This is a genomic window from Rhodoferax sp. GW821-FHT07F03, assembly GCF_059418745.1.
The window spans coordinates 250,844-276,401 of sequence record NZ_JBWKQM010000011.1; the positions used below are offsets into that span (position 1 = coordinate 250,844).

Here is a 25,558-nt window from a genome sequence, read left to right on the forward strand (position 1 = left end):
GTCCTCGCCTTTGCAAGACGATTCCGGGGCAGTGCGCGAAGACTGGGGGTGTGCCATATCAGCTGGACCGGTTCACCACCATATCGGCCAGGGCACGCAGCGCCTGGGTGTTGGGCAGGTCGCTGGCGTCCAGCGCGGCCAGGGCCTGGGCCAGCAGTTCCTGGGCGTAGACGGTGGAGCGCTCCAGGCCCAGCAGGGACACATAGGTGGGTTTGTCCTGGGCAGCGTCCTTGCCCACGGTTTTGCCCAGGGTGGCGGCGTCGGAGGTGACGTCCAGGATATCGTCCACCACCTGGAAAGCCAGGCCCAGCGCGGCACCGTAGTCGCGCAGCGCCGCATGGGCGGTGGCGGGCAGCGCACCCTGCTTGCAGGCCGCGCCCATCATCACGCTGCCCTGCAACAAGGCGCCGGTCTTCAGGCGGTGCATGCAGCGCAGTTGGTCTTCGCTCAGCGCCAGGCCGATGCTGGCCAGATCAATAGCCTGGCCGCCGGCCATGCCCTGGTAACCCGCGGCCTGGGCCAGCAGGCGGCACAGCATGGCCTGCACGCTGGCCGGGGCTTCGCTGCCTTCGGGCGTGAGCAATTCAAACGCCAGGGCCTGCAGCGCGTCGCCAGCCAGCAGGGCCTGGGCCTCGCCAAACTGCACATGCACCGTGGGCTTGCCGCGGCGCAGGATGTCGTTGTCCATGCAGGGCATGTCGTCGTGCACCAGCGAATAGGCGTGGATCAGCTCGGCCGCGCAGGCGGCACGCATGGCCGCGTCGTCCAGGCCGGCCGTGGCCGTGGCGGCTTCGCCGGTGGCCACGGCTTCGCGGGCGGCCAACACCAGCAGGGGCCGCAGGCGCTTGCCTCCGTCCAGCACGGCGTAGCGCATGCCCTCGCGCAACGCAGCGGGGGCCGGGTGTTCATCGTCCACCACGCCGCCAGCGGCCACCCAGTCGCTCAGGGCCTGTTCTACACGGGTCAGTTGCTGGCTGCTCCAGCGGGATAAATCAAATGCGGTGGTATTCATTCTTGCGTCCATGGCTTCAGCACACCCTGGTCCAGCACCTTGATCTGCTGTTCTACCGCGTCCAGCCGGTCACGGCAGAACTGCAGCAGCTGGGCACCGCGCTGGTAGCCGGACAGCAGCTGTTCCAGGGGCAATTGGCCCGATTCAAGGCGGCTGACCAATTGCTCCAGCTCCTGCTGGGCGGCCTCGTAGCTGGCAGGCAAGGCCTCTTGCGGGGCGTCGGGTACGGTTTTGGCGGCGGCCTTGGGCATGGGTGGGGCAAAGAATGGAATCGGCAAAGAGGAGTGATTTTACGGGCTGGCACAGACGGCTGCGGCAGAGCTGCCAGCCGAAAACACCCTGGCGGGTACAATCGGCCCTCTTTTCGCCACCGGTGACCGTGCATTTGCTGCACCGCCGGAGCTTCTTCCCGCGCAAAATCCCTGGATTAGCGCCTAACCTGCCCCTTCATAGGGGGAGTCTCTAGGTCAGGACAACCATGTCTGATTTAAGTCTTCAACTGCAGCAGGCCTCAAGCCAACTACCAGTTTCAAGCTATTTTGACGAAGCGCTGTTTCAGCGCGAGATCGAAACCATCTTCCAGCGAGGGCCACGCTACGTCGGCCACAACCTGGCCGTACCCGAGGTGGGCGACTACTACGCCCTGCCCCAGGAGGGCGAAGGCCGCGCGCTGGTGCGCACGCCGAACGGCGTGGAACTGGTCTCCAATGTATGCAGGCACCGCCAGGCGGTGATGCTCAAAGGCCGGGGTTCACTGAACACCACCCAGCAGGGCAGCGCCGGCGGCAATATCGTCTGCCCGCTGCACCGCTGGACTTACAGCGGTGGTGGTGGGGGCACATCTGGCAGCCCCACCGGCACGCTGCTGGGCGCGCCGCATTTCGCGCAAGACCCCTGCCTGAACCTGAACCGGTATCCGCTGCAGGAGTGGAACGGCCTGCTGTTCGAAGGCAGCAGAAATGTCCAAGCCGACCTGGCGGGCATGGGGCCGCTGGCCGACCTGGACTTCACCGGCCATGTACTCGACCACGTAGAGCTGCATGAGTGCGACTACAACTGGAAGACCTTCATCGAGGTCTATCTGGAGGACTACCACGTCGGCCCCTTCCACCCCGGACTGGGCGGCTTCGTCACCTGCGACGACCTGCAGTGGGAGTTCAAGGACCAGTATTCGGTACAGACCGTCGGCCTGGCCCAGCGCCTGGGCGCGGCCGGCAGCCCGGCCTACCAGCGCTGGCAGGACGCCCTGAAAGCCTACAACCAGGGCGCGGCCCCCAAGCATGGCGCGATCTGGCTGACCTACTACCCGAACGTGATGGTCGAGTGGTATCCGCACGTGCTCACCGTGTCCACGCTGCACCCTATCAGCCCGAACAAGACGCTGAACATGGTGGAGTTCTACTACCCCGAGGAAATCGCCGCCTTCGAGCGCGACTTCGTCGAGGCCCAGCAGGCCGCCTATATGGAAACCTGCGTGGAAGACGACGAAATCGCCCTGCGCATGGATGCCGGGCGCAAGGCCTTGCTGCAGCGCGGCGACAACGAGGTCGGCCCCTACCAAAGTCCGATGGAAGACGGCATGCAGCACTTCCATGAGTGGTACCGAAATGCTATTAAATAAGTAGCTGCTAGCGCAGGATCTATTTGCGCTAGCGGCCTATTTTTCATAGATATAGAAAGCGGAGCGATGCAGGCTTTATGGATGGTGCTGGCGGCTTTTGTATTTGCCAGCATGGGGGTTTGCGTCAAGTTCGCCTCGGCGCACTTCAATCCGGCTGAACTGGTGTTCTACCGTGGCCTGATCGGCATGGCCTTCCTGGCCACCCTGGCGCGCGCCCAGGGCGTCAGCCTGAAAACCCGCTACCCTGGCATGCACGCCTGGCGCAGCACGATTGGCGTGGCCTCACTGGGGGCCTGGTTCTACGCCATCGCCCACCTGCCCCTGGCCACGGCCATGACGCTCAACTACATGAGCAGCATCTGGATCGCCGCCTTCCTGATCGGCGGCGCGCTGCTGACCTGGCGCCCGGGCCAAAGCCAATCGGCCCTGCAGCAAGGCCCGCTGGTACTGACCGTGATGGCCGGCTTCATCGGCGTGGTGATGGTGCTGCGCCCCAGCCTGGACCAGAACGAAATGTTCGCCGGGCTGATTGGTCTGCTGTCGGGCATGGCGGCCGCATTCGCCTATATGCAGGTGATGGCGCTGTCGCGCATGGGCGAGCCCGAGGCGCGTACTGTGTTTTATTTCGCAGTGGGTTCGGCCGTGGCCGGTAGCCTGGGCATGCTGCTGACCGGCGCATCCACGTGGCACTGGCCTACGGCCTTGTGGCTGCTGCCCATAGGCGTGTTCGCCGCGCTGGGCCAGCTGTTCATGACGCGCGCCTATGCCTCCGCCAAGACCCAGGGCGCCATGCTGACGGTGGCCAGCCTGCAGTATTCAGGCATTGTGTTCGGCGCGGTCTACAGCCTGCTCTTATTTGGCGACAAAATCTCATCCCTGGGCTGGCTGGGCATGGGCCTGATCATGGCCAGCGGCATCGCCGCCACCGTGCTGCGTGGCCAGGCCGCGCCGAATGCCCCCGCCGAAGAACACTGAAAGGTAAGCACCGATGTACAGCACCCTCATATCCGTTGAACAGCTCCAGGCCCTGCAAGCCAGCGGCCAACCCTATATGGTGTTCGACTGCACATTTGATTTAGCCCAGCCCAACGCAGGCCAACAGCAGTACCGCGCGGCCCACATCCCCGGCGCGGTGTATGCGCATCTGGACCACGCCCTCAGCGCCAAGACTGGCCCGGCGGTATCCGGTGGCCGGCACCCGCTGCCCACCCAGGAAGCCTTTGCCACCTGGCTGTCCAGCGTGGGTTTCAGCAACGACATGCAGGCTGTGGTGTACGACCGCAACGGCATGAACTACTGCGGTCGCCTGTGGTGGATGCTGAAGTGGATGGGACATGCAGCCGTGGCCGTGCTGGACGGCGGGCTGCAAGCCTGGCAGGCCGCTGGCGGTGCCGTCACCGACGCGGAAGAGCCTCATAAATTCACGACAAACTTCGCTCCAACGCAGAGTCTATCTACGCTGGTAGCTACAGAAACTGTAGTGAGCAACCTGGGCCGCCCGGGCCAGACCATCATCGATGCCCGCGCCACGCCGCGCTTCAAGGGCGAGGTCGAGCCACTGGACCCGGTGGCTGGCCACATCCCCGGCGCGCTGAACCGCCCATTCAGCCTGAACCTGGGGCCGGACGGCAAGTTCAAGCCCGCCAGCCAGCTGCGTGCCGAATTTGAAGCCCTGCTGGGGAACCGCGACCCCGCCAGCGTGGTCCACCACTGTGGCAGCGGCGTCAGCGCCAACCCGAATCTGATCGCCATGGAAATCGCCGGCCTGGGCACGACCGGCCTGTACGCCGGCAGCTGGAGCGACTGGTGCAGCGACCCGTCCCGGCCCGTGGCCCAAGGTTAAAACTGGGTGACAGGGGCAAACTAATGTAAAGCCGGTCATCGCCAGCTGCCCGGGGCTCGTTGCACATGCTGTGTGCTACACAACACAGGAGACGCATGATGGGTATCCCACCGTTCCGATGTATTACCCCCGCGCTGCTGGCCAGCCTGCTGCTGGGTGCTTGCGCCACCCATGATCCAGCCAAACCCTCCGCCAATACAGCCAGCACATCTCGCCCCGCCCCGGTAGACGCCTACAAGCTGACCAACCGCCTGACCTGGGGCGCCACGACGGCCACGCTGGAGCAGGCCGAATCCAAGGGACTACAGGCCTATATCAACCAGCAACTGCATCCCGGCCCCGCCAGCCTGCCCCCGGTCGTCCAGCAGCAAATAGCGGCCATGACCATCAGCCAGCAGCCGCTGGTACAGCTGGCCACCGACATGGAAAAGCAGCAGAAGGAGGTCAACGCCACCTTCGCCAATGACGACGACAAAAAGGCCGCCCAACAGGCCTACCAGCAGGAGATGAACCGCCTGGGCCGCGAGGCCGCCACCCGGCACCTGCTGCGCGCCCTGTACTCAAGCAACCAGGTACAGGAACAAATGACCTGGTTCTGGCTGAACCACTTCAATGTGCACCTGTACAAGGCCAATCTGCGCGCCATGGTGGGCGACTACGAAGACACCGCCCTGCGCCCTTACGCTTTAGGCAAGTTCAGTGACCTGCTGGGCGCCGTGGCCCACCACCCGGCCATGCTGCGCTACCTGGACAACGAACAGAACGCCGCCGGCCGCATCAACGAAAACTACGCCCGCGAGCTGATGGAGCTGCACACCCTGGGCGTAGGCTCGGGCTACAGCCAGCAAGACGTGCAAGAAATGGCGCGCATCCTCACCGGCGTGGGCTATAGCTTCAACCCCGACGCTCCCAAGCTGCGCAAGGAGCTGCAGGGCGACTATGTGCGCAAGGGCCTGTTCGAATTCAACCCCAACCGGCACGACTACGGCCCCAAAACCCTGCTGGGCCAACCCATCCGCAGCCGCGGCCTGGCCGAGCTGGACGAGGCCCTGGACCGCCTGGCCAAACACCCGGCCACCGCACACTTCATCAGCCGCAAGCTGGCCCAGTACTGGCTGAGCGACGAGCCGCCACCGGCCCTGGTGGAACGCATGGCGCAAAGCTTCTTGCGTAGCGACGGCGACATTGCCGTGACCCTGCAGACCCTGCTGACCTCACCCGAATTCGCCCAGGGCGCGGGCGAGAAATTCAAGGACCCGATGCATTACGTGGTGTCTGCCGTACGCCTGGCCTATGACAACAAACCCATCTTGAACGTAGGCCCCATGCTGAACTGGCTAAACCGCATGGGCGAGCCGCTGTACGGCCATCAGACGCCCGACGGTTACGCCCTGGACACCGCCGCCTGGGCCAGCCCCGGCCAGATGGCCACACGCTTTGAAATCGCCAAGGCCATAGGCTCGGGCAACGCCGGCCTGTTCAAGACCGACGGCCCGCAGCCGGTGGACAAACCTGCCTTCCCACAAATGGCCAACGCCCTGTACTACCGCGCGCTGGGCCAGACCCTGGGGCCGAACACGCAAAAAGCATTGGCAGAAGCCACCTCGCCCCAGGAATGGAACAGCTTTCTGCTGTCCTCCCCCGAGCTGATGCACCGTTAGGAGAGAAAAATGCAACGCCGCCAATTGCTCCAGACTGCTACTGCCCTGCCCTTCGCGCTGAATGCCGGCCAGCTGTTTGCCGCGCCCGCCGCGCCCAACACGGCCACGCCACGCCTGCTGTTCGTATTCCTGCGCGGCGCCTACGACGCGGCCAACCTGTTGGTGCCCACCAGCAGCGACTTCTACTACGCCTCCCGGCCCGAAATCGCCATCCCCCGCCCCGGCACCGACCTGAATACCTCCATCGCGTTGAACGCGGACTGGGGCCTGCACCCGGCGCTGCGCGACACGGTGTACCCGCTATTCCAGAAGGGCGAGGCCAGCTTCATTCCGTTCGCCGGCACCGACGATGTGTCGCGCAGCCACTTTGAGACCCAGGACAGCATTGAGCTCGGCCAGCCCCTGAACGGTCCGAAAAACTTCCGCTCCGGCTTTCTGAACCGGCTGTCGAATGTGGTCAACGGTGCCGCGCCCATGGCCTTTACCGACAGCTTGCCGCTGTCCATGCAGGGCTCGATGCAGGTACCCAACACGGGGCTCAAGTCGGTTGCCAAACCCGCCGTGGACCCGCGCCAGACGGCCATCATTGCCGCCATGTACCAGGGCACCAGACTCGCCAGCCCGGTGAGCGACGGCTTTGCAGTACGCGACGAAGTCACGCGTGAACTCAGCGGCGAGATGCTGGCCGCCAGCCGCGGCGCCATCAGCGCCAAAGGTTTCGAGCTGGAGGCCCAGCGCATCGCCCGGCTAATGAAAGAGCGCTACAACATCGGCTTTGTGGACGTAGGCGGCTGGGACACCCACGTGAACCAGGGCGGCGCCACCGGCTACCTGGCCTCGCGCCTGGACGAGTTGGGCCGCGGCCTGGCCGCCTTTGCCCAAGAGATGGGCCCGGCCTGGCGCAACACCACGGTGGTGGTGGCCAGCGAGTTCGGCCGCACCTTCCGGCAAAACGGCAACCGTGGCACCGACCACGGCCATGGCTCGGTCTACTGGGTTTTGGGCGGCGGCCTACGAAGTGGCCCCAACGCCGGCGGCCAGATCGCTGGCGAACAGGTACGCGTCGAGCAGGCCAGCCTGTTCCAGAACCGCGACTACCCGGTGCTCAACGAATACCGTGCGGTGCTGGCAGGCTTGTTTGCACGGCAGTTTGGCTTGAACAGCAAGCAATTGGACCAGGTGTTTGCGGGCGTGAAGACCCAGGACATCGGGCTGGTGTAGCCGTACCAGACACCGCGAGGCAACTCAGCCCAGCAGCTTGCGGTACTGCACAAAGCCGCTCTTGTCTGCAATGCGGTCGTACAGCTGCATGGCCTGCAGATTGCTCTCGTGGGTCAGCCACCAGACACGGGATGCATGGTCATGCTCGGCGCTGGCGTAGACGTGCTCGATCAGCGCCCGGCCCACACCCTTGCCGCGCAAGCCGGGCTGGGTGAACAGGTCCTGCAGGTAGACATAGTCGCCCTCCGTCCAGCAGCTACGGTGGAAGATATAGTGCACCATGCCCACCAGTTCGCCATTGATCTCGGCCACGGCGCAGTGCATAGGCTCGCTGGCGTCCAGAAAGCGCGCCCAGGTGCGCTCGGTCACCGCCTCGGCGATATCGACCTTGTAAAAGGCTTGGTAACCCTTCCACAGGGGCAACCACTGCGCATGGTCGGCAGGCTGGGCCATTCGGATGTTCATTCGGCAACTCCATTCATTGAAGCGCCAAGGGTACGCACAAGCTGGCTCCTTCGCCAGCGCCACAATGCAAGAAAAAATTAGAGCCACACTGCTGGCACCATCGCGGCATCAAGCCCCCGCCGCCGCCCGAATCCAGTCCCGAAACGCCCGTACCAGCGGCGCCTCGGCCCGCGACTCGGGGTAGACCAAGTAGTAGGCGTCGCTACTGTCCAGCGCCTGCGGAAACAACTGCACCAGCGCGCCGGACGCGATCTCGGCCTCGACCAGAAAGCGCGGCAGCAGCGCAGCCCCCAGGCCCGAGACCGCCGCCTGCGCAATCATGGCGAACTGCTCGTAGCGCGGGCCGCGCAGGGCGTGCACGCCGTCGGCGCCGACCTGTTCAAACCAGTCAGCCCACTGGGTGGGGCGGGTGGTTTGCTGCAACAAAACTACTGTGGACAAATCCTGCACCTGGTTCACGCCGTGCTGGCGCTGGTAGGCGGGGCTGCAGACGGGCACGACCTGCTCGTGCATCAGGTATTCACACACCGCGCCGGCCCACAGCGGCGCGCCGAAGTGAATGGCAGCGTCCAGCGGCTCCTGGGCAAAGTCGAAGGGCTCGCTGCGGGCGGCGATGTTGACGGTGACATCCGGGTGGTGCGCCGCAAAGTCACCCAGCCGGGGGATCAGCCAGCGGGTGCCGAAGGTGGGCAGCACAGCCAGATTCAGTAGGCCACCGCCGTCGGAATAGGCCATGGCCTTCTGCGTGGCGCCAGCCAATTGCTGCAGCACGGCGCGCACGTCGGCCGCGTAGATCCGGCCCGCGTCGGTGAGCACCACGCGCTGGCGCACCCGGTGGAACAAGGCCATGCCCAGCTGCAGCTCCAGCTGGCGGATCTGGCGCGACACCGCGCTTTGCGTCAGGTGCAGCTCTTCGGCCGCACGCGAGATGCTGGTGTGGCGGGCGGCGGCTTCGAAGGCCAGCAAATCCGCCACCGGCGGCAGAAAGGTTTTACGAAACATGGTTATGCCCCTGAGGAATGAAGCAGGGTTGCTGCTTTCAAGCAATTTCAGTCTTCAGCGCAGATTTCTCCTGCGCAAGCAGCTAGCATCTTTGCAAGCACTTGATTCCATTTTCGCATCAAGTCCTTCGAATTTGTCGCTATGCAAGCGGGCAGTATTGGAGGATATTGGGGCCACTTTTCCATACCCGTCCATCGCACCATGTCCGAAGCCATTACCGCCCTCCCTTCTGAAGTCGACCAGCTGCTGCAACGCCTGGGTGTGCCGCGCGCCGCCTATACCGGCGGCACCCTGGCCGTGCGCTCGCCGATCTCGGGCGAGACGATTGCCAACTTGCCACAAACCTCGGCCGCCGACGCCACAGCCGCCATCGCCCGCGCCCACGCCGCCTACCAGGCTTGGCGCAACGTGCCCGCGCCGCGCCGCGGCGAGCTGGTGCGCCTGCTGGGCGAAGAGCTGCGCGCCGCCAAGGCCGACCTGGGCCTGCTGGTGACGCTGGAAGTCGGCAAGGTACCGAGCGAAGGCGCGGGCGAAGTGCAGGAGATGATCGACATCTGCGACTTCGCCGTCGGCCTGTCGCGCCAGCTGTACGGCCTGACGATTGCCACCGAGCGCGCCGAACACCGCATGATGGAAACCTGGCATCCCATGGGCGTGGTGGGCGTGATCTCGGCCTTCAACTTCCCGGTCGCCGTATGGTGCTGGAACGCCGCGCTGGCCCTGGTCTGCGGTGATTCGGTAGTGTGGAAGCCGTCCGAGAAAACCCCGCTCACCGCCCTGGCCACCATGGCGATTGCCCAGCGCGCACTGGCCCGCTTCGGCGATGCGCCCGTAGGCCTGCTGGAGCTGCTGGTCGGCCAGCGCGACATCGGCGAAGTGCTGGTCGACGACGAGCATGTCAAAGTGCTGTCGGCCACCGGCTCCACCGCCATGGGCAAGGCCGTGGCGCCGCGCCTGGCCGGCCGCTTTGCGCGCGCGATCCTGGAGCTGGGTGGCAACAACGCCGCCATCGTCACCCCCTCGGCCGACCTGGACCTGGCGCTGCGCGGCATCGCCTTTGCCGCCATGGGCACGGCCGGCCAGCGTTGCACCACTCTGCGCCGCTTGTTCGTGCACGACAGCGTCTACGACACCCTGGTGCCGCAGCTGGCCAAGGTCTACGCCAAGGTACAGGTGGGCGACCCGCGCACGGCAGGCACCCTGGTCGGCCCGCTGATCGACCGCGCCGCTTTTGATGGCATGCAGAAAGCCCTGGAGGAAAGCCGCGCCCTGGGCGCCACGGTGCACGGAGGTGCGCGGGTGGAAGACGTTGCCGGCGGCGCGGCCTACTACGTGCGCCCGGCCCTGGTCGAGTTGCAGGACCACGCCGGCCCGGTGCTGCGCGAAACCTTTGCGCCCATCCTGTACGTAGTACGCTACCAGTCGCTGGACCAGGCTATCGATTGGCACAACGCGGTGGGCGCGGGCCTGTCCTCGTCCATCTTCACGCTGAACATGCGCGAGGCCGAGCGCTTCATGGCCAGCAATGGCTCGGACTGCGGCATTGCCAACGTCAACATCGGCCCGAGCGGCGCCGAGATTGGCGGCGCGTTTGGCGGCGAGAAGGAAACCGGCGGCGGCCGCGAATCGGGTTCGGACAGCTGGAAGGCCTATATGCGCCGCGCCACCAACACCATCAACTACTCGACCGCATTGCCACTGGCACAGGGCGTGAAGTTCGACATTTAACGCGTGGCTCCCATGCCCATCGTGGTCATCGGCGGCGGCGTAATCGGCAGCGCCATTGCCTACTTCCTCACACTGCAGCAACCGGGCTGTCCGGTGGTGGTGTTGGAGCGCGACCCGACGTATGCGCAAGCGTCGTCGGCGCTGTCGGCCAGCTCCATACGCCAGCAGTTCTCCACCGACATCAACATCCGCATCTCGGCCTACGGCATCGACTTTTTGCGCCAGGTGGGCACACTGCTGGCCTGCCATGGCGACACGCCGGACATCGGCCTGCACGAAGGCGGCTACCTGTACCTGGCCACCGCCGCGGGCGAGGCCACGCTGCGCGAAAACCATGCGCTGCAAACGCAGCATGGTGCCGACATCGCGCTGCTCAGCCTGGCTCAATTGCAAGAGCGCTTTCCGTGGCTGGCGCTGCACGACGTGGCACTGGGCTCGCTGGGCCTGTCGGGCGAGGGCTGGTTCGACGGCTACCTGCTGCTCGCCGCGCTGCGCAAAAAGGCGCAAAGCCAGGGCGTACGCTACATCGCCGACGAGGCCGTTGGGCTGGATATGGCCCGCAGCGACGGCGTGCAGCATGTGTCTGCCGTGCGGCTGAAAAGCGGCGGTACGCTGCCCTGCCGCTTTGCCGTGAATGCGGGCGGCCCCTGGGCAGCGGCCATTGCCGGCTGGGCGGGCATTGCGCTACCCGTGGTGGGCAAGCGCCGCACGGTGTTCAACCTCTCCAGCCCCGCGCAACTACCCAACTGCCCGCTGCTCATAGATACCAGCGGCATCTGGCTGCGCCCCGAAGGCAAGGGCTTCATCGCCGGCTTTGCGCCGCCCGCCGACCAGGACGCCGACTTCGCGCCGCTGGAGCCCGACTACCACGCATTTGAAGACCATATCTGGCCCACGCTGGCTGAGCGCATACCGGGCTTCGAAGCGCTGCGCCTGCAAAGCGCCTGGGCCGGCTACTACGAGATGAACACCTTCGACCACAACGCCATCGTCGGCCTGCATCCCCGCTGCGACAACCTGGTGTTTGCCAACGGCTTTTCCGGCCACGGCCTGCAGCAGTGCCCGGCCGTGGGCCGGGGCATGGCCGAGCTGATGCTCACCGGCCGCTACCAGAGCCTGGACCTGTCACCCATTTCCATCCAGCGCATCGTGGACCAACGCCCGCTGCTGGAAAAAAACGTTATCTGATGCCCTCAATTCCCACCCCTGCCATGCCCCCCATGCACAGCCGTACCGGCGGCCAGATCCTCGTTGACCAACTGCTGGCCCATGGCGTACAGCAGCTCTTTTGCGTACCCGGCGAAAGCTTTCTGGCGGTGCTGGATGCCTTGCACGATGCGTCCATCGCCGTGTCGGTATGCCGCCAGGAAGGCGGCGCGGCCATGATGGCCGAGGCACAAGGAAAACTCACAGGTCAACCCGGCGTGTGCTTTGTTACGCGCGGCCCGGGCGCCACCAACGCGGCGGCAGGCGTGCACATCGCGCACCAGGACTCCACGCCGCTGCTGCTGTTCGTCGGCCAGGTCGCGCGTGAAGCGTTGGGCCGCGAAGCGTTTCAAGAGCTGGACTACAACGCAGTGTTTGGCAGCATGGCCAAATGGGTGGTGCAAATCGACGACCCGAAGCGCCTGCCCGAGCTGGTGTCGCGCGCCTTCCACATCGCCACATCCGGGCGGCCCGGCCCGGTGGTGATCGCCCTGCCCGAAGACATGCTGACCGAGGCCACCACGGTGGCCGATGCCCTGCCCTACGCAGTTACCGAAACCTACCCCGGCCCCGGCCCACTGACAGAACTACAACGACGCCTGGCCGCGGCCCAGCACCCGGTGGTTATCCTCGGCGGCAGCCGCTGGAGCGACGCCGCGGTACAGCAGTTCAAGGCCTTCGCCGAAGCGTTCTCGCTACCGGTGTTCTGCTCGTTCCGCCGCCAGATGCTGTTCGACCACGGTCACCGCTGCTACGCGGGCGACCTGGGCCTGGGTGCCAACCCGCGGCTGCTGGCGCGCATCCGCGAGGCGGATCTGGTCCTGCTGGTCGGCGGACGCCTGTCCGAGGTGCCATCGCAAGGCTATGAACTGCTGGCCATTCCCACACCCGCGCAGGCACTGGTGCACGTGTTTGCCGATGCGGATGAGTTCGGCAAGCTGTACCGTGCCACCCAGTCCATCCACGCCACGCCGCAGGCCTTTGCCGCAGCCGTAAGCACACTGCAACCCGGGTCTACGCCGGTATGGGCGGCAGACACGGAGGAGGCGCACGCAGACTATCTGCGCTGGAGCGACCCAGCACCCATCCAGATTCCTGGCCCACTGCAAATGGGTGCGGTTATGGCCCATCTGCGCGAGACGTTGCCCGCCGACACCATCTTCTGCAACGGTGCCGGCAACTTTGCCACCTGGGTGCACCGCTTCTGGCCGTTCACCACCTACGCCAGCCAGTTGGCGCCCACCAGCGGCTCCATGGGCTATGGCCTGCCGGCCGGCGTGGGTGCCAAGCGCCTGTGGCCGCAGCGCGAGGTGGTGGTATTTGCGGGCGACGGCGACTTCCTGATGCACGGCCAGGAGTTCGCCACCGCCGTGCAATACGGCCTGCCCATCATCGTGGTACTGCTGGACAACGCCATGTACGGCACCATTCGCATGCACCAGGAGAAACACTACCCCGGCCGCGTCAGCGCCACCCAGCTGAAGAACCCGGATTTCAAGGGCTATGCCGAAGTCTTCGGCGGCCATGGCGAATGCGTCAGGAGCACCGCCGAATTTGCGCCGGCACTAGCCAGGGCACGGGCCAGTGGCAAGCCGGCCATCCTGCACTGCCTGCTCGACCCGGAAGCCATCACGCCCACCAGCACGCTGCAGAGTATCCGGCAAGCCGCGCGGAACTAGGCTCTCCACAAGTCAAAGAAAATCAACCTCTAGCGCAGGTAGAACGTGCGCTAGCAGCTACTAAATATGTAGCACCGTCGTTTTCAGCGCTCGATGGTCTTGTTCCAGCGCGCGTTCCAGGCCGGGCGGTTTGCGTTGACGCTATCCCAGTCCAGGGTCACGGCGCTCTTCATCCACTTGTTGATCTCGGCCACCTGCGTCGCGCCCTCGCCCACGGCAGGGGCTTTCGGATTGGTCGGAATCTGCGCGCCAAATTGCAGCACATTGGCTTGGGCCAACGGACTCAACAAGAACTCGGCCAACTTCTGCGACAGCTCGGGTTCGCTGTTATTGGCAATCACGCACTGCCCCACCAGCAGCACCACCGAGCCCTCTTTGGGCTGTGCGTACTCCACGGGAACGCCTTTGGACTTCATGGCCGCCACTGTGGTGGGGGTTAAGGGGAAGATCGCCGCCTCGCCGGTCTGCACCATTTCCGACAGCTTGGCCGAACTGGGGATGTACTCCAGCACGTTCGGGCCGATCATGGTTGGCCAGGCCTTGAAGCCGGGCTCGACGTTCTTGTCGTTGCCGCCCTGGATGCGGTTGAACATCAAGAAGCCGTGCAGGCCGAAGGACGAAGACGATACCGACTGGAATACCACCTTGCCCTTGAACTTGGGATCGGCCAGGTCCATCCACGAGGTGGGTGCGGCCCAGCCCTTTTCCTTGAACATCTTGGCGTTGTAGGCCAGGCCGGTCATGCCCAGGCTGACGCCGCTGGCCATGTCGTCCTTAAAGTGGGCGGCCGGGTAGATCTCGGCCAGCGAGGGGTTGGGCCGCTGCTTCTGGCACAGGCCCATGCCGATGGCGCGCACCATGATGCCGTCGTCCAGGAACATCACATGCATCTGTGGCTTGTCCTTGTTGGCCTGGGCCTTGGCCAGGATGTCGGACGAAGTGCCCGGCACCACCACCACCTTGACGTTGTGCAGCTTCTCGAACGCCGGGAACACGTACTGCGTGTACGCCTTCTCCATGGTGCCGCCGTTCATGCCTATGTACAGCGTCTTGGTCTGGGCACTGGCAAGTCCGCTGCCGAGCAGGGCGGTGGCGGCCGCGACGGCTACCAGCCCCCGGCGCAGAGTGCGTGAATGGAATACATGGGACATGGTGAAATCCTTTCAGGGGGTGGTGGGTGCGGAAGAAAAACGTTGGATGGAAAAGGGGTCTATCGGCGTGCTGCTGCGGCCGTCGCGGGCCAGCTCGGCCAGCACCTCGCCCACCGCCGGACCGATCTGGAAACCGGCGCCAGCAAAGCCAAAGCCGTGGATCAATCCGGGTGTGGTCTGGCTCAGGCCGAGCACCGGCTGGCGGTCGGGCAAATAGCCTTCGGTACCGCTCCAGGTGCGGATGAAGTGGGCATGGCGCAGCGCGGGCAACAGCTCGACGGCCTGCACCGACAAGGCGGCGATGGCTGCGCGCTCAGACCGCGCCCGGTCGACGTCCAGCGCCACACCGGCACCGCCGCCCAGCACCAGGTTGCCGCGCGCCACCTGGCGGCAGTAAATGCCACCGCCCTCCACGCCCAGGCTCCAGTCCATGAAGAAGGGCAGCGGCTCGGTCACCGCCATCGCCGGATGGCCGGACTGCAGGGGCACGGCCTCGCCAAACTGGGCCGCCAGCTTGCCGGCCCAGGCACCTGCGCAGTTCAGTAGCACCGGGGCTATGACCTCCAAAGCCTGGCCTGAGCGCAGCGTGAAATGCTGGCCGTCGTGCTGTACCTCGTCCACCGGACTGCGCTCGAAAATCTGTGCACCGGCACGCCGGGCGGCCTGGGCGAAGGCCGGCGACACCAGGCGCGGGTTGGCCTGGCCGTCTTCTGCACACAGCGATCCGCCCACGGCCTTACCGCCCAGCCAGGGGCAGTGGGCGCGCAGGCGCGGGCCGGTCAGCAGCTCGATGCCCAGGTCGAAGTCGCGGCTCAGCGTGCGGTAGTTCTCCAGCGCGGCCACATCGGCCTCGCTGCGCGCAATCTTGAAGTGGCCGCTGCGCTGGTACTCGCCGTCGGTGCCGATCAGATTCGGCAAGTTGGCCCAGATGCGATGCGCGCGCTGGGCCAACGGCAACTGGCTGACCGGCCGGCCCTGGCGCCGCACGCCGCCGTAATTCACTCCGCTGGAGCGGGAACCGCACAGGTCACGCTCCAGCAGCGCTACCTGCAAGCCCATGCGCCGCAAGGCCAGCGCCGCAGACGCGCCGACGATGCCGCCGCCCATGATGGCCACATCGGCCTGGATGCGCTGGGCCGTCATGCCTGCACCTCCACCGAGGTGTGCACCAGGTGGATGGGAATCGGCTTGATCGGCGCCTGGCCGCGCAGGCGGCCCACCTGCTCCACCGGCTTACCCGTGGCATGGGCCAGGATTTCGGCCGCGGCCACGCCGCAGCTGCGGCCCTGGCAGCGGCCCATGCCGACGCGCGACAAGGCTTTGAGGCGGTTCATTTCATCGGCACCGGTGGCTTGCACGGTGCGGCGCAATTCGCCCGCAGTGATGTGCTCGCAGCGGCACACCACCAGCTCGTCGGGCGCCTGGGCTGCCCAGCCGGCGGGGAATGGGAAGGCCCGTTCCAGGCCGGTACGGAATGTCTGCAAACGCTGGAGCTTGTGCTCCAGCAACCCGGCGCGGGCGGTATCCACGGCCACGCCGTGGTCGGCGAGCAAGGCCAGCGCTGCGCGCTCGCCCGCCCATTCGGCCGCATCCGCACCCATGATGCCCGCGCCGTCGCCCGCCAGGTACACACCGGCGACGCTGGAACGGCCTGCGGCATCACGCTCGGGCAAATGGGCACGCTGCTGCGGCGCAAAGGCGAAACGGCAGCCCAGCAGGTCGGCCAGTTGGGTCTCGGACCGCAGGGCATAGCCGAAGCCGATGGCATCGCAGTCCAGCGAGTGCTCTTGCCGGCCGTCATGCCAGACCACGGCGCGCACCCGGCCATGACCGAGCACGCGCAGGGGGCGCACGCCGCTGTGCAAGGCCACGCCGTGGGCGCGCAGCCAGGCTATGAAATACAAGCCTTTGGCCAGCACTGCCGGCTGGGTCAGCATCGCGGGCAGCGCGGCCAGCTGGTCGCTGAAGCGGGCCGTGTCCAGCACCGCCGCCACTTCGACTCCCGCCTTCGCATACTGGTAGGCCACCAGGTACAGCAAGGGGCCGGTACCCATGAAGACCACTCGCTGGCCAATCGCGCAGCCCTGGAACTTGAGCGCTACCTGGGCACCGCCCAGGGCGTAGACGCCGGGCAGGGTCCAGCCGGGAATCGGCAGCACGCGGTCGGTGGCGCCGGTGGCCACGACCAGCTGCTGGTAAGGCAGGCTTTGCGTGGTCTGCGTAGGGCCGTGCAGCACATCCAGCAGGCCGCCCTGGGCGTTCCAGACCAGGCTGTCGGGCCGGTAGTCGATCTGGCTTTGCAAACTATCGAACGCGCTGTGCACGGCCTGGGCGCGTGCAGCTTCAAAGCCGTACAGGGTCTGTGCCGTGCGCTGGAAGTGCGCGGGCGGCCGGCGGTAGATCTGGCCGCCGGCGCGTGGGGCTTCGTCCAGCACCAGCGGGCGCACGCCATGCGCCACCAGGGTCTGGGCCGCCCGCACACCGGCCGGGCCGGCGCCGACGACCACGGGCTGCAACTGGCTTTTCGTCATGCCAATACTCCACCGGTACGCAAATCCATGCCCGCTGCGATGAAGGTCGAGCAGGCGCGGAAGCGCTCGCCACTGGCGGTCTCGATCCAGCAGTCCTGGCAGGCGCCCATCAGGCAAAAACCAGCACGCGCCTCGCCGCTGAATTCGTTGCGGCGCAGCTGGCCGCAGTGGGTCAGCACCGCGGTCAACACGGTATCGCCCTCCAGCGCACTGGCAGCTTGTCCATCCAAGGTAAAGGGCACAGCGGCACGGTCAGATTCCGCGACGCGGTGCAACAGGGGTTGCCAGGTACCCATGTTCAGCGCCCCACCAGAACCCGGTCCAGGCCGTAGACCCGGTCCAACACGATCATTGCGCAGGCCGTGACGGCCACCATCAAGGCCGAGACTGCCGCCATCAGCGGGTCAATCGACTCGGTGGCATACATGTACATGCGCACCGGCAGAGTCACGGTGCTGGGCGAGGTCACGAAGATCGACATGGTCACTTCATCGAAGCTGTTGATAAAAGCCAGCAGCCAGCCCCCCGTCACGCCCGGCAAAATCATCGGCAAGGTGATGCGGCCAAACACCTGGGCCTGGCTCGCACCCAGCGACAGCGCGGCCTGCTCGGCGCTGCGGTCAAAGCCCACCAGCGCGGCCACCACCAGGCGCAAGGTATAGGGCGTGACGATCAACGCGTGGGCGAACACCAGCCAGCCAAAGCTGCCGCCCCCGCCGACCAGCGCAAACAGGCGCAACAGGGCCACGCCCAGCACCAGGTGCGGAATGATCAAGGGCGACAGGAACAGGCCGTTCAGAAAGCCACGCCCCGGAAAGTTGTAGCGGGTGATGGCCATGCCCGCGGGCACCGCCAGCAGCGTGGCCAGCGTGGCCGATGCCAGGGCCAGCCACAGGCTGTTCCAGAACGACTGCATGAAGTCCGGGTGGGCAAACACCGCACGGAACCAGCGCAGCGAGAACTCGGTGGTCGGCAGGCTGAGCGTGTTCTCGGGCGTGAACGCCACCACGCAGACCACCAGCAGGGGCGCCAGCATGAAGAGGATGACCAGGGCGTTGAACGCCAGAGCCAGAGGGCCGTTTTTACGCATGGTGTTCACCCTAGTGACTTTTTGTAGCGGCCTTCAACCAAGCGGTTGTAGCTGAGCATGACCACCAGGTTCGCCACCAGCAGGATGAGGGCGATGGCCGCGCCCAGCGGCCAGTTCAGCTCGTGCAGGTACTCGTCGTAGACCACGGTGGCCACCATCTTCAGCCGCCGCCCCCCCAGCAGGCCGGGGATGGCAAACGAGCTGGCCGATAGGCCGAAGACGATCAGGCTGCCCGACAAAATGCCGGGCATGACCTGCGGCAGCACGATGCGGCGCAGGGTGGTGAAAGGCGTGGCCTGCAGCGACAGCGCGGCGTTTTCCACGCCCGGGTCTAGCTTCTGCAGCGAGGTCCAGACCGGGATCACCATGAAGGGCAGCATCACATGCACCAGGGCCACCACCACCGCGATTTCGGTGTACAGCATCTTGACCGGCCCCAGGCCCAACAGCTTCAGCGTGCCATTGACCAGACCCTCGGGCCCCAGCAGCATGCTCCAGCCAAAGGCCCGCACCACCACCGACACCAGCAGCGGCGCCAGCACCACCAGCAGCAGCACCGAGCGCCAGGGGTTGCCCATGCGGCTCAGGATGTAGGCCTCGGGCGCCCCCACGGCCACGCAGATCAGCGTGACCAGGCCGGATATCCAGAAGGTACGCCAGAAGATGCCGTAGTAATAGTCGTCGCTGAAAACATGGGCGTAATGCTCCAAGGTGAACTCGCCAGCCTTGACGCCGGTGACCGGGTCATAGGCATTGAAAGACAGCATGGCCGTCAGCCCCAACGGCACCAGCAGCAGCGCCACGAACAGAACCAATGCGGGGCCGGACAGCCACCAGGGCGTGGCCTTGCTCATGCAGCCTCCATGGCCGACAGCGCGGCCTCGTCGGCAGGCAATAAGCGGGTGCAGTGCATGGGCCAGTCGATGCCGGCGGCATGGCCTTCGTCCAGCGCCGGACGGCCGTCGTTGGGGCTGAGCACCATCAGCTCGCCCACGGCCGTGGTCAGCGCATACAGCCACTGGCTGCCCAGGAAGAAGCGCTCGCGCACGGTACCGTCCAGCCGGCCGCGGCCGGCGTCCACCAATTGCAGCTTTTCCGGCCGCACACTGAACAGCACGGCCACGCCGGGGCGGAAGCCCACATCGTCCACATCCACCGTGATAGCCCCCAGGTCCACGCGGGGCTGCGCACCACCCGCCACCATGCGCCCGGTCAGCAGATTGGCCTTGCCAACAAAGGTGGAGATGAAGCGCGTGCTGGGGTGCTCGTAGACCCGGTGCGGGTGGTCGATCTGGGTGGCGCGGCCGCCCTCCATCACCACCACGCGGTCGCTGATGGACATGGCCTCGCTCTGGTCGTGCGTGACCATCACCGTGGTGGTGCCCACCTTGCGCTGGATCTTGCGCAGCTCAAACTGCATTTCCTCGCGCAGCTTGGCATCCAGATTCGACAAAGGCTCGTCCAGCAGCAGCACCGGCGGCTCGATCACCAGGGCACGGGCCAGGGCCACGCGCTGGCGCTGGCCGCCCGACAACTCGCGCGGGTAACGGCTGGCATGGGCTTCGAGGTGCACCAGGGCCAGCGCCTCCTTGACGCGTTCGAGGCGCTCAGCCTTGGGCATCTTGCGCATCTCCAGGCCGAAGCTCACGTTGTCGGCCACCGTCATGTGCGGGAACAGTGCGTAGGTCTGGAACACGATGCCCAGGCCGCGGCTATTGGCCTTGGCATGGGTGATGTCGCGCCCGTCCAGCTCTATGCGGCCATTGCTCACGGCCTCGAAGCCCGCGACCATTTGCAAGGTGGTGGTCTTGCCGCAACCCGAGGGGCCGAGCAGCGACACGAACTCGCCCTTTTCCACAGTGAGGTTCATGGCCGACACCGCACAGGTGCTGCCGTAAAACTTGGTCACGTTGCTGAGCTGGAGGAATGACATACGCGGGCCTTTCTTCTCGGTTCACAAGCAGCCGGGGCCTTGCGGAGCCCCGCTGTATGCCAGGTCTGCGGACGGGCGCACCCGGGTGGTGCGAGCAGCCATCCGCTTCGGATTGTTTGGCAATATCAATTCACTCTATTGCAATAAGCAAACCAACTTTCAGCGGGTATTCCATTAATCAGAATTTTTCTTTAATTTATTCCGTTCAATGAAATACTTATCGTAAACTCACAGAAAATTATTCCGTAGGAGAGTGCCATGGAAACCCCTTCAACCGCCACCGGCGGGGTGCCGCGGGTCTTTGCCGTCATCCGGGCACTCACAGCAGTGCAGGCCGAAGGTGGGCGCGTCACCCAATTGGCGCGCGCCGTCGGCCTGACGCAGGCCACCACGCACCGTTTGCTGCAGTCGCTGGTGGCCGAAGGCATGGTCGAGCAGGACGAACGCAGCAAGCTGTACCGCCTCAGCATCGACTTCTTTGCGCTGGCCGCGGTTGCCGGCAACCCCGGCGACCTGCGCAGCCTGTGCCGCCCGGTGCTGCTGCGCCTGTGTGCCAGCCTGGGCGACAGCATCTTTCTGCTGGCCCGAAGCGGATTTGACGCGGTGTGCCTGGACCGCAGCGAAGGCCCGTTCCCGATACGCTCGTTCACCGGCGACGTGGGCGGCCGCATCGCCCTGGGCGTGGGCCAGGGCGCGCTGGCCATATTGGCGTTTCTGCCCGAAGCCGAGCGCGAAGAGGTGATCCGCTTCAACCTGTCGCGGGTGCGCGAGTACGGCGTCTACGACGAGGTCTATCTGCGCACCGAGATCGAGCGTGTGCGCCAGCTCGGCTATGCGGGCCGCAACACCGGCCTGCTCGAAGGCATGGCCGGCGTGGCCGTGCCGATCTGCGACCGCGAAGGCCGGGCCGTGGCCGCCCTCAGCGTGGGCACGATTGCCGACCGCCTCAACGCCGACCGCATGCCAACCGTGGTCGAGCTACTGAAGCGCGAAGCCGCCAGCATCAGCCCCAAGATCCACCCCTTCGACGCCAGCCTGCGCCGGCCCGCACAGAGTTTGACCGGCTCCTCCACCGGGCAAAAAATCCCAGCACCTGGCTGATTGCCTGACTAATACGCGCAAATAACGCACAAATAAATGTAAATCCTGTCGGCATATCCCGACGGGGAGGCGCAGCACAGCCCAAGAGCAACAGGGATACACGGCTTTACACCCGTGTCGCACAGTCCGCCTACACTGCCGGTTCTGCATCTTTTGCCATCGGAATCCTATGCATCTGTTGAAACTAGCCCCGGCCGCCCTGTGCCTGGCGGCATCCGCACTGTTGTACACCCCTCTGGCATCGGCCCAGGCCGCTGCGCCGTCCGCTACCACCGACAAGGAACAAGCCGCCAAGGAGGCCGACGGCCAACTGGCCGCCGCCGGCTGGCTGTTGATGCTGGACCAGCAAAACTGGGGCGGCGCCTACGAGGCGGCGAGCCAGTCCTTCCGCAACCTGGTGCAGATTGGCCAGTGGATGGACAGCATCCCAGGCGTGCGCGCGCCCTTTGGCACATTCGAGAACCGCACCCTGGTGCGTGTGGTCTACAAAACCACCATGCCGGGACGGCCTGACGGTGAGTACGTCACCGCGATCTTCAACACCGACTTCGCCAACAAAAAAGGGGTGGAAGAAATCGTCGCCACCGTGCGGGACACCGACGGCAAGTGGCGTGTCATGGGCTATGCCCCGCGCTAAAAAGGCATAGCCCATGCTGCAGGTCCTGGGTAAGCCCACGTCCATCAACGTACGCAAAGTGTTGTGGCTGTGCGTGGAAATGGACTTGCCCTATGCACTGGAGCCCTGGGGTACGGGCTTCCAGTCCACTGACACTGCAGCATTCCGGGCACTGAACCCGAACGCCCTGGTGCCCGTGATCCGCGACGGTGATTTTGTGCTGTGGGAATCCAACGCCATCTGCCGCTACCTGGCGACCAAACAAGGTCGCACGGACCTGCTGCCAGCCGGGCCTGCAGCACGCGCGAAGGTAGAGCAATGGATGGACTGGCAGGCTACCGAATTGAACAACGCCTGGCGCTACGCCTTCATGGGCCTGGTGCGGCACAGCCCGGACCACCAGGACCCGGCCCTGCGCGCCGCCAGCGTACATAGCTGGAGCCGCCATATGCAGATCCTGGAAGACCAGCTGCAAAACACGGGCGCCTATATCCTCGGCGAGGACTTCACGCTGGCCGACATCGTGCTGGGCCTGGCCACCCAACGCTGGTACATGGCACCAATTGAGCGGCCCGCGCTGCCAGCGGTGCAGGCCTATTACGAACGGCTGAACCTGCGCCCGGGCTACCGCCTGCACGGCCGCAACGGCATGCCCTGAATTCGACCCCCTACAGCTGCTGGAGAAAAGCCTCCAGCGCAGGACCGGGCACCGGCCGCGAGAACAAATAGCCCTGACCGTAGTCGCAGCCCGCGCTCTGCAGGAACTGGCGCTGGAACGGCGTTTCTATGCCTTCTGCCACCACCTGCAAGTCCAGCTTGTGCGCCATCACAATGATGGCTTCGCACAGCGCGCGGTCGCTGGCGTCCTCCTCCAGGTCGCGCACAAAAGACTGGTCTATTTTCAGAAAATCGATGTCCAGGCTCTTCAGATAGGACAGTGATGAATAGCCGGTACCGAAGTCGTCCAGCGATATCTGCATGCCAGCGTCGCGCATGGCCAGCAGGCGGTTTCTGGTGCCTTCTTCCAGCTGCATCAGCAGGTTCTCGGTAATCTCAAATGCCACCGCATCACCGGGCAGCCCCATGTTGGCCAGATGCTCGACCCATTCAGCCATCTGGTTGCGTGGTCCACGGAACTGCACCGGCGACTTGTTCACGCTGATCTGGAAACCGGCGTGGCCCTGCGCGCGCAATTGCTGCACCAGTGCGGCCGACGCACGGAACACAAAGTCACCGATATCCAGAATGGCGCCGGTGTCTTCCGCCAGCGGGATGAAGTCCGCCGGGCTGATGAAACCCAGCACCGGGTGCTGCCAGCGCACCAGGGCCTCGGCCTTGTGCACCGCGCCGGTCTGCAGGTCCACAATCGGCTGGTAATGCACCTGGAACTGCTGCGCCTCCACCGCTGCGGGCAGATCGCGCATCAGCTGGCGGCGCTTGGTGGCGGTTTCCTGCAAGACCGGGGTGAACAGGCTGTAGCGATTACGCCCGCTGGCCTTGGCGAAGTACATGGCCTGGTCGGCATTCTTCAGCAGGGTTTGCGCATCAGCACCGTTTTCCGGGTAGATGGTGATGCCTATGCTGCCCGAGATCAGCGCCATTTCTTCGCCCAGCGTGAAGGACGCGGCCAGGCTTTCCAGCAGCTTGCAGGCCACGGTCTCGATCTGCTGCAAATGCAGATTACCCGGCAGGGACACAATGAATTCGTCGCCGCCCAGGCGCGCCACCATATCGGTCTCGCGCACACAGGCCGTGATGCGACGGGCCACTTGCACCAGCAGCTGGTCGCCGGCAAAGTGGCCCAACAGGTCGTTTACCTGCTTGAAGTTGTCCAGGTCGATCAGCATCAACACCAGCGGATGGCCGGATCGCTTGGCCTGCTTCATCTCATGCTCCAGGCGCTCCTGGAAGTAACGGCGGTTGGGCAGCTCGGTCAGCGCGTCGTAATTTGCCTGGCGCTGTATGGTTTCGTCCGACAGCTTGCGCTCGGTGATGTCGCGCCCGATGCCGATCAGGCCCAGCAGCTGCCCATCGGCGTCGTAGTACGGCGTGCGCATCACCTCCAGACAGACGCGCGGGCGCTTGCCCCAGCTGTCAAACCAGCGCTCGGTCAGATGGCGACGGCCGCTGCGTAAAACCTCTTGATCCAATGCCAGCAATTCGGTCGCCAGGGGATCACCCAGTACATCAAAATCGGTCTTACCCATCACCTCCGACTCCTGCACCCGCATATAGCGCTCATAGGCCTTGTTGCAGCCCAGGTACTCGCCATTCTGTGCCTTGAAAAAAATCAGATCGGGGATCGAATCCATCACGCTGCGCAGCAGAGCATGATCGCTACGTGCCTTGGCGATGTTTTCCGACAGCTCCTGCGAACTGACCGTCATCGCGCCCTCCAGCATGCGGCACTCCTGGTCAGCCTCCTGGTAATAGCTGTCCACAGCATGCAGGAAAGCCCGCAGCGCAGGCTCGCCGCCCCATTCAGACGGCAGGTAGCGGCGCATTTGACGCGCCAGCAAGGGATGCATGGGCAATGTCATTCGTGCAACGTGGTCAATACCAAAGTCTGGTTATGCAATTGGCATTCCATCCTGGCACCGAACGGCGCCAGCTCACCATAAGAATAAAAACCGGCCAACCGCATGCCCGGGCCCAGCCGGTCTTGCACCGCCTCCAGTTCGGCCTCGACCATCTGGCTCAGCACCAGCCTGCGCCCTATACAGCTCACCACCAGGCACAGGCCCTGCTGCTGACCCAGGTTGGCCGCTGTGGCCTCTGCCGCTTTGAACGCAGTATCTACCAAGCCATCGCGATGGCTGCGCATCAGACGGCAGATGCTGCCCTCTGGCACATAGCCCGCAAAAGACAGGCTTTGCGTCGCCTCGTCCACCCCCGTCACCGAGCGGAGCAGCATATCGCCGCCGGCGCGCAGCTTGAAGCCCAGCGGAAAACGCTGGCCACTGCGAGGCAGATCCTGCGCCAGTTCGCCCAGGTATTTTTTGTACAGCGCCAACGCAGGCTGACCATCGATCTCCATAACCAAGTTGCCGCGCGAACGGGTCACACGGCGCTCCGGGCCAAACTCCTGCCAGCCGCCAAAGCAAGTGCTACTGGCCGACACATCGCCATAAAAACCCACGGCAGCAATACAGGACTGGCGGGCGCACGCATCGGCCATCACCCAGTTCGCGCCAAAACGCTCACCATCACCGGCAATGCCACCGGTAATGGCGCCTTGCTGACTGCGCAGGCCGACCACGAGTTCGCTGCCGTCCACCTGCTCGCCGTCCAGCAGCACAAAGACATGGCGCAAATCATCGGCCTGCAGCTGGGCGATCAGCCCGGCCGTGGTCTGCGCCACGTCTTTGCCAAACTCGGCAGACACCAAGCGCACACGGCTACGCGCAAAACGCAGCGCCGTCACCGTTACATCACCATCGCTAATAAGAGTGCCCTGCACATTGCCCGCCGTGGAGCAACCCAGCAGGCAGGCCTGCGGAAAGCGCTGTCGCAGGGCTTCGAAACAAGCAGGGGTCTGAAAATACGGGTGGTCGGCAAAAACGAAGACCAGCTGGGCGTCAACCATGCTGTGGCCGGCATCATCCCAACCCTGCGCCGGTGTCCAACGAAATTGCAGTGTTTCCATGGTGTACTCCGCTTTTTTGGCGGCTATGGGCCACCCACATCGGTGCTCCGAA

At 65.1% G+C, this 25,558-nt stretch carries 24 protein-coding genes; 11 read left to right on the forward strand and 13 right to left on the reverse strand.

The window, feature by feature from the left end:
* Positions 1 to 58: 58 nt before the first annotated feature.
* Together AC07R0_RS18570 and AC07R0_RS18575 are read right to left on the reverse strand one after the other, a co-directional pair.
* Positions 59 to 1,012, reverse strand: a complete 954-nt coding sequence (locus tag AC07R0_RS18570) for a polyprenyl synthetase family protein (protein ID WP_495105927.1) — start codon at positions 1,010 to 1,012, stop codon at positions 59 to 61.
* Positions 1,009 to 1,263 (reverse strand): exodeoxyribonuclease VII small subunit, encoded by a 255-nt coding sequence (locus tag AC07R0_RS18575; protein WP_495077234.1) that lies wholly within the window; start codon positions 1,261 to 1,263, stop codon positions 1,009 to 1,011. Before AC07R0_RS18575 ends, AC07R0_RS18570 begins: the two co-directional genes overlap by 4 nt.
* 227 nt (positions 1,264 to 1,490) lie before the next feature.
* On the opposite strand from AC07R0_RS18575, the gene AC07R0_RS18580 reads away from it, so the two are divergent.
* The 5 genes from AC07R0_RS18580 to AC07R0_RS18600 all read left to right on the forward strand — a co-directional run bounded on the left by AC07R0_RS18580 (position 1,491) and on the right by AC07R0_RS18600 (position 7,358).
* Positions 1,491 to 2,633 carry an aromatic ring-hydroxylating oxygenase subunit alpha gene (locus AC07R0_RS18580; protein WP_495105928.1) on the forward strand — a complete coding sequence of 381 codons (1,143 nt, stop codon included), beginning with the start codon at positions 1,491 to 1,493 and terminating at the stop codon, positions 2,631 to 2,633.
* 66 nt (positions 2,634 to 2,699) lie between these two features.
* Positions 2,700 to 3,608 (forward strand): DMT family transporter, encoded by a 909-nt coding sequence (locus tag AC07R0_RS18585; protein ID WP_495077232.1) that lies wholly within the window; start codon positions 2,700 to 2,702, stop codon positions 3,606 to 3,608.
* Positions 3,609 to 3,621: 13 nt separating this feature from the next.
* Positions 3,622 to 4,476, forward strand: coding sequence for a sulfurtransferase (locus tag AC07R0_RS18590; RefSeq protein WP_495105929.1), 855 nt, complete (start codon positions 3,622 to 3,624; stop codon positions 4,474 to 4,476).
* 98 nt (positions 4,477 to 4,574) lie between these two features.
* Complete coding sequence (locus AC07R0_RS18595; RefSeq protein ID WP_495105930.1) at positions 4,575 to 6,137, forward strand: DUF1800 domain-containing protein; 1,563 nt, start codon at positions 4,575 to 4,577, stop codon at positions 6,135 to 6,137.
* A gap of 9 nt (positions 6,138 to 6,146) precedes the next feature.
* Complete coding sequence (locus AC07R0_RS18600; protein WP_495105931.1) at positions 6,147 to 7,358, forward strand: DUF1501 domain-containing protein; 1,212 nt, start codon at positions 6,147 to 6,149, stop codon at positions 7,356 to 7,358.
* A gap of 24 nt (positions 7,359 to 7,382) precedes the next feature.
* Here AC07R0_RS18600 and AC07R0_RS18605 read toward each other — a convergent pair whose 3' ends face one another.
* Both AC07R0_RS18605 and AC07R0_RS18610 read right to left on the reverse strand, forming a co-directional pair.
* Positions 7,383 to 7,823 (reverse strand): GNAT family N-acetyltransferase, encoded by a 441-nt coding sequence (locus AC07R0_RS18605; protein ID WP_495095968.1) that lies wholly within the window; start codon positions 7,821 to 7,823, stop codon positions 7,383 to 7,385.
* Positions 7,824 to 7,931: 108 nt separating this feature from the next.
* Entirely contained in the window at positions 7,932 to 8,825 is an 894-nt protein-coding gene (locus tag AC07R0_RS18610) for a LysR family transcriptional regulator (protein ID WP_495105932.1), read from the reverse strand.
* 201 nt (positions 8,826 to 9,026) lie between these two features.
* On the opposite strand from AC07R0_RS18610, the gene amaB reads away from it, so the two are divergent.
* The 3 genes from amaB to AC07R0_RS18625 are packed head-to-tail and all read left to right on the forward strand — an operon-like array spanning position 9,027 to position 13,438.
* Positions 9,027 to 10,553, forward strand: a complete 1,527-nt coding sequence (gene amaB / locus AC07R0_RS18615; RefSeq protein WP_495105933.1) for an L-piperidine-6-carboxylate dehydrogenase — start codon at positions 9,027 to 9,029, stop codon at positions 10,551 to 10,553.
* Between the two features lie 12 nt (positions 10,554 to 10,565).
* Positions 10,566 to 11,741 carry an NAD(P)/FAD-dependent oxidoreductase gene (locus tag AC07R0_RS18620; protein ID WP_495105934.1) on the forward strand — a complete coding sequence of 392 codons (1,176 nt, stop codon included), beginning with the start codon at positions 10,566 to 10,568 and terminating at the stop codon, positions 11,739 to 11,741.
* Between the two features lie 23 nt (positions 11,742 to 11,764).
* Positions 11,765 to 13,438, forward strand: coding sequence for a thiamine pyrophosphate-binding protein (locus tag AC07R0_RS18625; protein ID WP_495105935.1), 1,674 nt, complete (start codon positions 11,765 to 11,767; stop codon positions 13,436 to 13,438).
* An 83-nt stretch (positions 13,439 to 13,521) separates the two neighbouring features.
* Here the strand turns inward: AC07R0_RS18625 and AC07R0_RS18630 are convergent, their stop codons facing one another.
* The 7 genes from AC07R0_RS18630 to AC07R0_RS18660 are packed head-to-tail and all read right to left on the reverse strand — an operon-like array spanning position 13,522 to position 20,143.
* A complete protein-coding gene (locus AC07R0_RS18630; RefSeq protein WP_495105936.1) occupies positions 13,522 to 14,589 on the reverse strand; it encodes an ABC transporter substrate-binding protein in 1,068 nt (355 codons plus the stop codon).
* A gap of 12 nt (positions 14,590 to 14,601) precedes the next feature.
* Positions 14,602 to 15,732 carry an NAD(P)/FAD-dependent oxidoreductase gene (locus AC07R0_RS18635; RefSeq protein WP_495105937.1) on the reverse strand — a complete coding sequence of 377 codons (1,131 nt, stop codon included), beginning with the start codon at positions 15,730 to 15,732 and terminating at the stop codon, positions 14,602 to 14,604.
* Positions 15,729 to 17,120 (reverse strand): FAD/NAD(P)-dependent oxidoreductase, encoded by a 1,392-nt coding sequence (locus AC07R0_RS18640; RefSeq protein WP_495105938.1) that lies wholly within the window; start codon positions 17,118 to 17,120, stop codon positions 15,729 to 15,731. The genes AC07R0_RS18635 and AC07R0_RS18640 overlap by 4 nt, the downstream gene beginning before the upstream one ends.
* Positions 17,117 to 17,416, reverse strand: coding sequence for a (2Fe-2S)-binding protein (locus tag AC07R0_RS18645; RefSeq protein ID WP_495105939.1), 300 nt, complete (start codon positions 17,414 to 17,416; stop codon positions 17,117 to 17,119). The genes AC07R0_RS18640 and AC07R0_RS18645 overlap by 4 nt, the downstream gene beginning before the upstream one ends.
* 2 nt (positions 17,417 to 17,418) lie before the next feature.
* The gene (locus AC07R0_RS18650) at positions 17,419 to 18,210 is read right to left on the reverse strand and encodes an ABC transporter permease (RefSeq protein ID WP_092757996.1); all 792 of its coding nucleotides are present in this window, start codon (positions 18,208 to 18,210) and stop codon (positions 17,419 to 17,421) included.
* Positions 18,211 to 18,215: 5 nt separating this feature from the next.
* On the reverse strand, positions 18,216 to 19,064 hold the full coding sequence (locus tag AC07R0_RS18655; protein WP_495105940.1) for an ABC transporter permease: 849 nt from the start codon (positions 19,062 to 19,064) through the stop codon (positions 18,216 to 18,218).
* Positions 19,061 to 20,143 carry an ABC transporter ATP-binding protein gene (locus AC07R0_RS18660; protein ID WP_495105941.1) on the reverse strand — a complete coding sequence of 361 codons (1,083 nt, stop codon included), beginning with the start codon at positions 20,141 to 20,143 and terminating at the stop codon, positions 19,061 to 19,063. The genes AC07R0_RS18655 and AC07R0_RS18660 overlap by 4 nt, the downstream gene beginning before the upstream one ends.
* A 258-nt stretch (positions 20,144 to 20,401) precedes the next feature.
* On the opposite strand from AC07R0_RS18660, the gene AC07R0_RS18665 reads away from it, so the two are divergent.
* The 3 genes from AC07R0_RS18665 (at position 20,402) to AC07R0_RS18675 (ending at position 22,518) form a co-directional block, all read left to right on the forward strand.
* Positions 20,402 to 21,244 (forward strand): IclR family transcriptional regulator, encoded by an 843-nt coding sequence (locus tag AC07R0_RS18665; RefSeq protein WP_495105942.1) that lies wholly within the window; start codon positions 20,402 to 20,404, stop codon positions 21,242 to 21,244.
* A gap of 169 nt (positions 21,245 to 21,413) precedes the next feature.
* Positions 21,414 to 21,881 carry a DUF4019 domain-containing protein gene (locus AC07R0_RS18670; protein ID WP_495105943.1) on the forward strand — a complete coding sequence of 156 codons (468 nt, stop codon included), beginning with the start codon at positions 21,414 to 21,416 and terminating at the stop codon, positions 21,879 to 21,881.
* Between the two features lie 13 nt (positions 21,882 to 21,894).
* Positions 21,895 to 22,518, forward strand: a complete 624-nt coding sequence (locus tag AC07R0_RS18675) for a glutathione S-transferase family protein (RefSeq protein ID WP_495105944.1) — start codon at positions 21,895 to 21,897, stop codon at positions 22,516 to 22,518.
* A 10-nt stretch (positions 22,519 to 22,528) separates the two neighbouring features.
* Here AC07R0_RS18675 and AC07R0_RS18680 read toward each other — a convergent pair whose 3' ends face one another.
* Both AC07R0_RS18680 and AC07R0_RS18685 read right to left on the reverse strand, forming a co-directional pair.
* Complete coding sequence (locus AC07R0_RS18680) at positions 22,529 to 24,400, reverse strand: putative bifunctional diguanylate cyclase/phosphodiesterase (protein ID WP_495105945.1); 1,872 nt, start codon at positions 24,398 to 24,400, stop codon at positions 22,529 to 22,531.
* Complete coding sequence (locus AC07R0_RS18685; RefSeq protein WP_495105946.1) at positions 24,397 to 25,506, reverse strand: FIST signal transduction protein; 1,110 nt, start codon at positions 25,504 to 25,506, stop codon at positions 24,397 to 24,399. Before AC07R0_RS18685 ends, AC07R0_RS18680 begins: the two co-directional genes overlap by 4 nt.
* Positions 25,507 to 25,558 lie beyond the last annotated feature (52 nt).

Bases quoted from the DNA above. Each gene is read 5' to 3' on its own strand.
- AC07R0_RS18580 (WP_495105928.1), top strand. From the start codon at position 1,491: ATGTCTGATTTAAGTCTTCAACTGCAGCAGGCCTCAAGCCAACTACCA.
- AC07R0_RS18575 (WP_495077234.1), bottom strand. From the start codon at position 1,263: ATGCCCAAGGCCGCCGCCAAAACCGTACCCGACGCCCCGCAAGAGGCC.
- AC07R0_RS18645 (WP_495105939.1), bottom strand. From the start codon at position 17,416: ATGGGTACCTGGCAACCCCTGTTGCACCGCGTCGCGGAATCTGACCGT.
- AC07R0_RS18680 (WP_495105945.1), bottom strand. From the start codon at position 24,400: ATGACATTGCCCATGCATCCCTTGCTGGCGCGTCAAATGCGCCGCTAC.
- AC07R0_RS18670 (WP_495105943.1), top strand. From the start codon at position 21,414: ATGCATCTGTTGAAACTAGCCCCGGCCGCCCTGTGCCTGGCGGCATCC.
- AC07R0_RS18585 (WP_495077232.1), top strand. From the start codon at position 2,700: ATGCAGGCTTTATGGATGGTGCTGGCGGCTTTTGTATTTGCCAGCATG.
- AC07R0_RS18675 (WP_495105944.1), top strand. From the start codon at position 21,895: ATGCTGCAGGTCCTGGGTAAGCCCACGTCCATCAACGTACGCAAAGTG.
- AC07R0_RS18655 (WP_495105940.1), bottom strand. From the start codon at position 19,064: ATGAGCAAGGCCACGCCCTGGTGGCTGTCCGGCCCCGCATTGGTTCTG.
- amaB (WP_495105933.1), top strand. From the start codon at position 9,027: ATGTCCGAAGCCATTACCGCCCTCCCTTCTGAAGTCGACCAGCTGCTG.
- AC07R0_RS18600 (WP_495105931.1), top strand. From the start codon at position 6,147: ATGCAACGCCGCCAATTGCTCCAGACTGCTACTGCCCTGCCCTTCGCG.
- AC07R0_RS18570 (WP_495105927.1), bottom strand. From the start codon at position 1,012: ATGAATACCACCGCATTTGATTTATCCCGCTGGAGCAGCCAGCAACTG.
- AC07R0_RS18635 (WP_495105937.1), bottom strand. From the start codon at position 15,732: ATGACGGCCCAGCGCATCCAGGCCGATGTGGCCATCATGGGCGGCGGC.
- AC07R0_RS18620 (WP_495105934.1), top strand. From the start codon at position 10,566: ATGCCCATCGTGGTCATCGGCGGCGGCGTAATCGGCAGCGCCATTGCC.
- AC07R0_RS18610 (WP_495105932.1), bottom strand. From the start codon at position 8,825: ATGTTTCGTAAAACCTTTCTGCCGCCGGTGGCGGATTTGCTGGCCTTC.
- AC07R0_RS18640 (WP_495105938.1), bottom strand. From the start codon at position 17,120: ATGACGAAAAGCCAGTTGCAGCCCGTGGTCGTCGGCGCCGGCCCGGCC.
- AC07R0_RS18665 (WP_495105942.1), top strand. From the start codon at position 20,402: ATGGAAACCCCTTCAACCGCCACCGGCGGGGTGCCGCGGGTCTTTGCC.
- AC07R0_RS18650 (WP_092757996.1), bottom strand. From the start codon at position 18,210: ATGCGTAAAAACGGCCCTCTGGCTCTGGCGTTCAACGCCCTGGTCATC.
- AC07R0_RS18625 (WP_495105935.1), top strand. From the start codon at position 11,765: ATGCCCCCCATGCACAGCCGTACCGGCGGCCAGATCCTCGTTGACCAA.
- AC07R0_RS18630 (WP_495105936.1), bottom strand. From the start codon at position 14,589: ATGTCCCATGTATTCCATTCACGCACTCTGCGCCGGGGGCTGGTAGCC.
- AC07R0_RS18685 (WP_495105946.1), bottom strand. From the start codon at position 25,506: ATGGAAACACTGCAATTTCGTTGGACACCGGCGCAGGGTTGGGATGAT.
- AC07R0_RS18590 (WP_495105929.1), top strand. From the start codon at position 3,622: ATGTACAGCACCCTCATATCCGTTGAACAGCTCCAGGCCCTGCAAGCC.
- AC07R0_RS18660 (WP_495105941.1), bottom strand. From the start codon at position 20,143: ATGTCATTCCTCCAGCTCAGCAACGTGACCAAGTTTTACGGCAGCACC.
- AC07R0_RS18605 (WP_495095968.1), bottom strand. From the start codon at position 7,823: ATGAACATCCGAATGGCCCAGCCTGCCGACCATGCGCAGTGGTTGCCC.
- AC07R0_RS18595 (WP_495105930.1), top strand. From the start codon at position 4,575: ATGGGTATCCCACCGTTCCGATGTATTACCCCCGCGCTGCTGGCCAGC.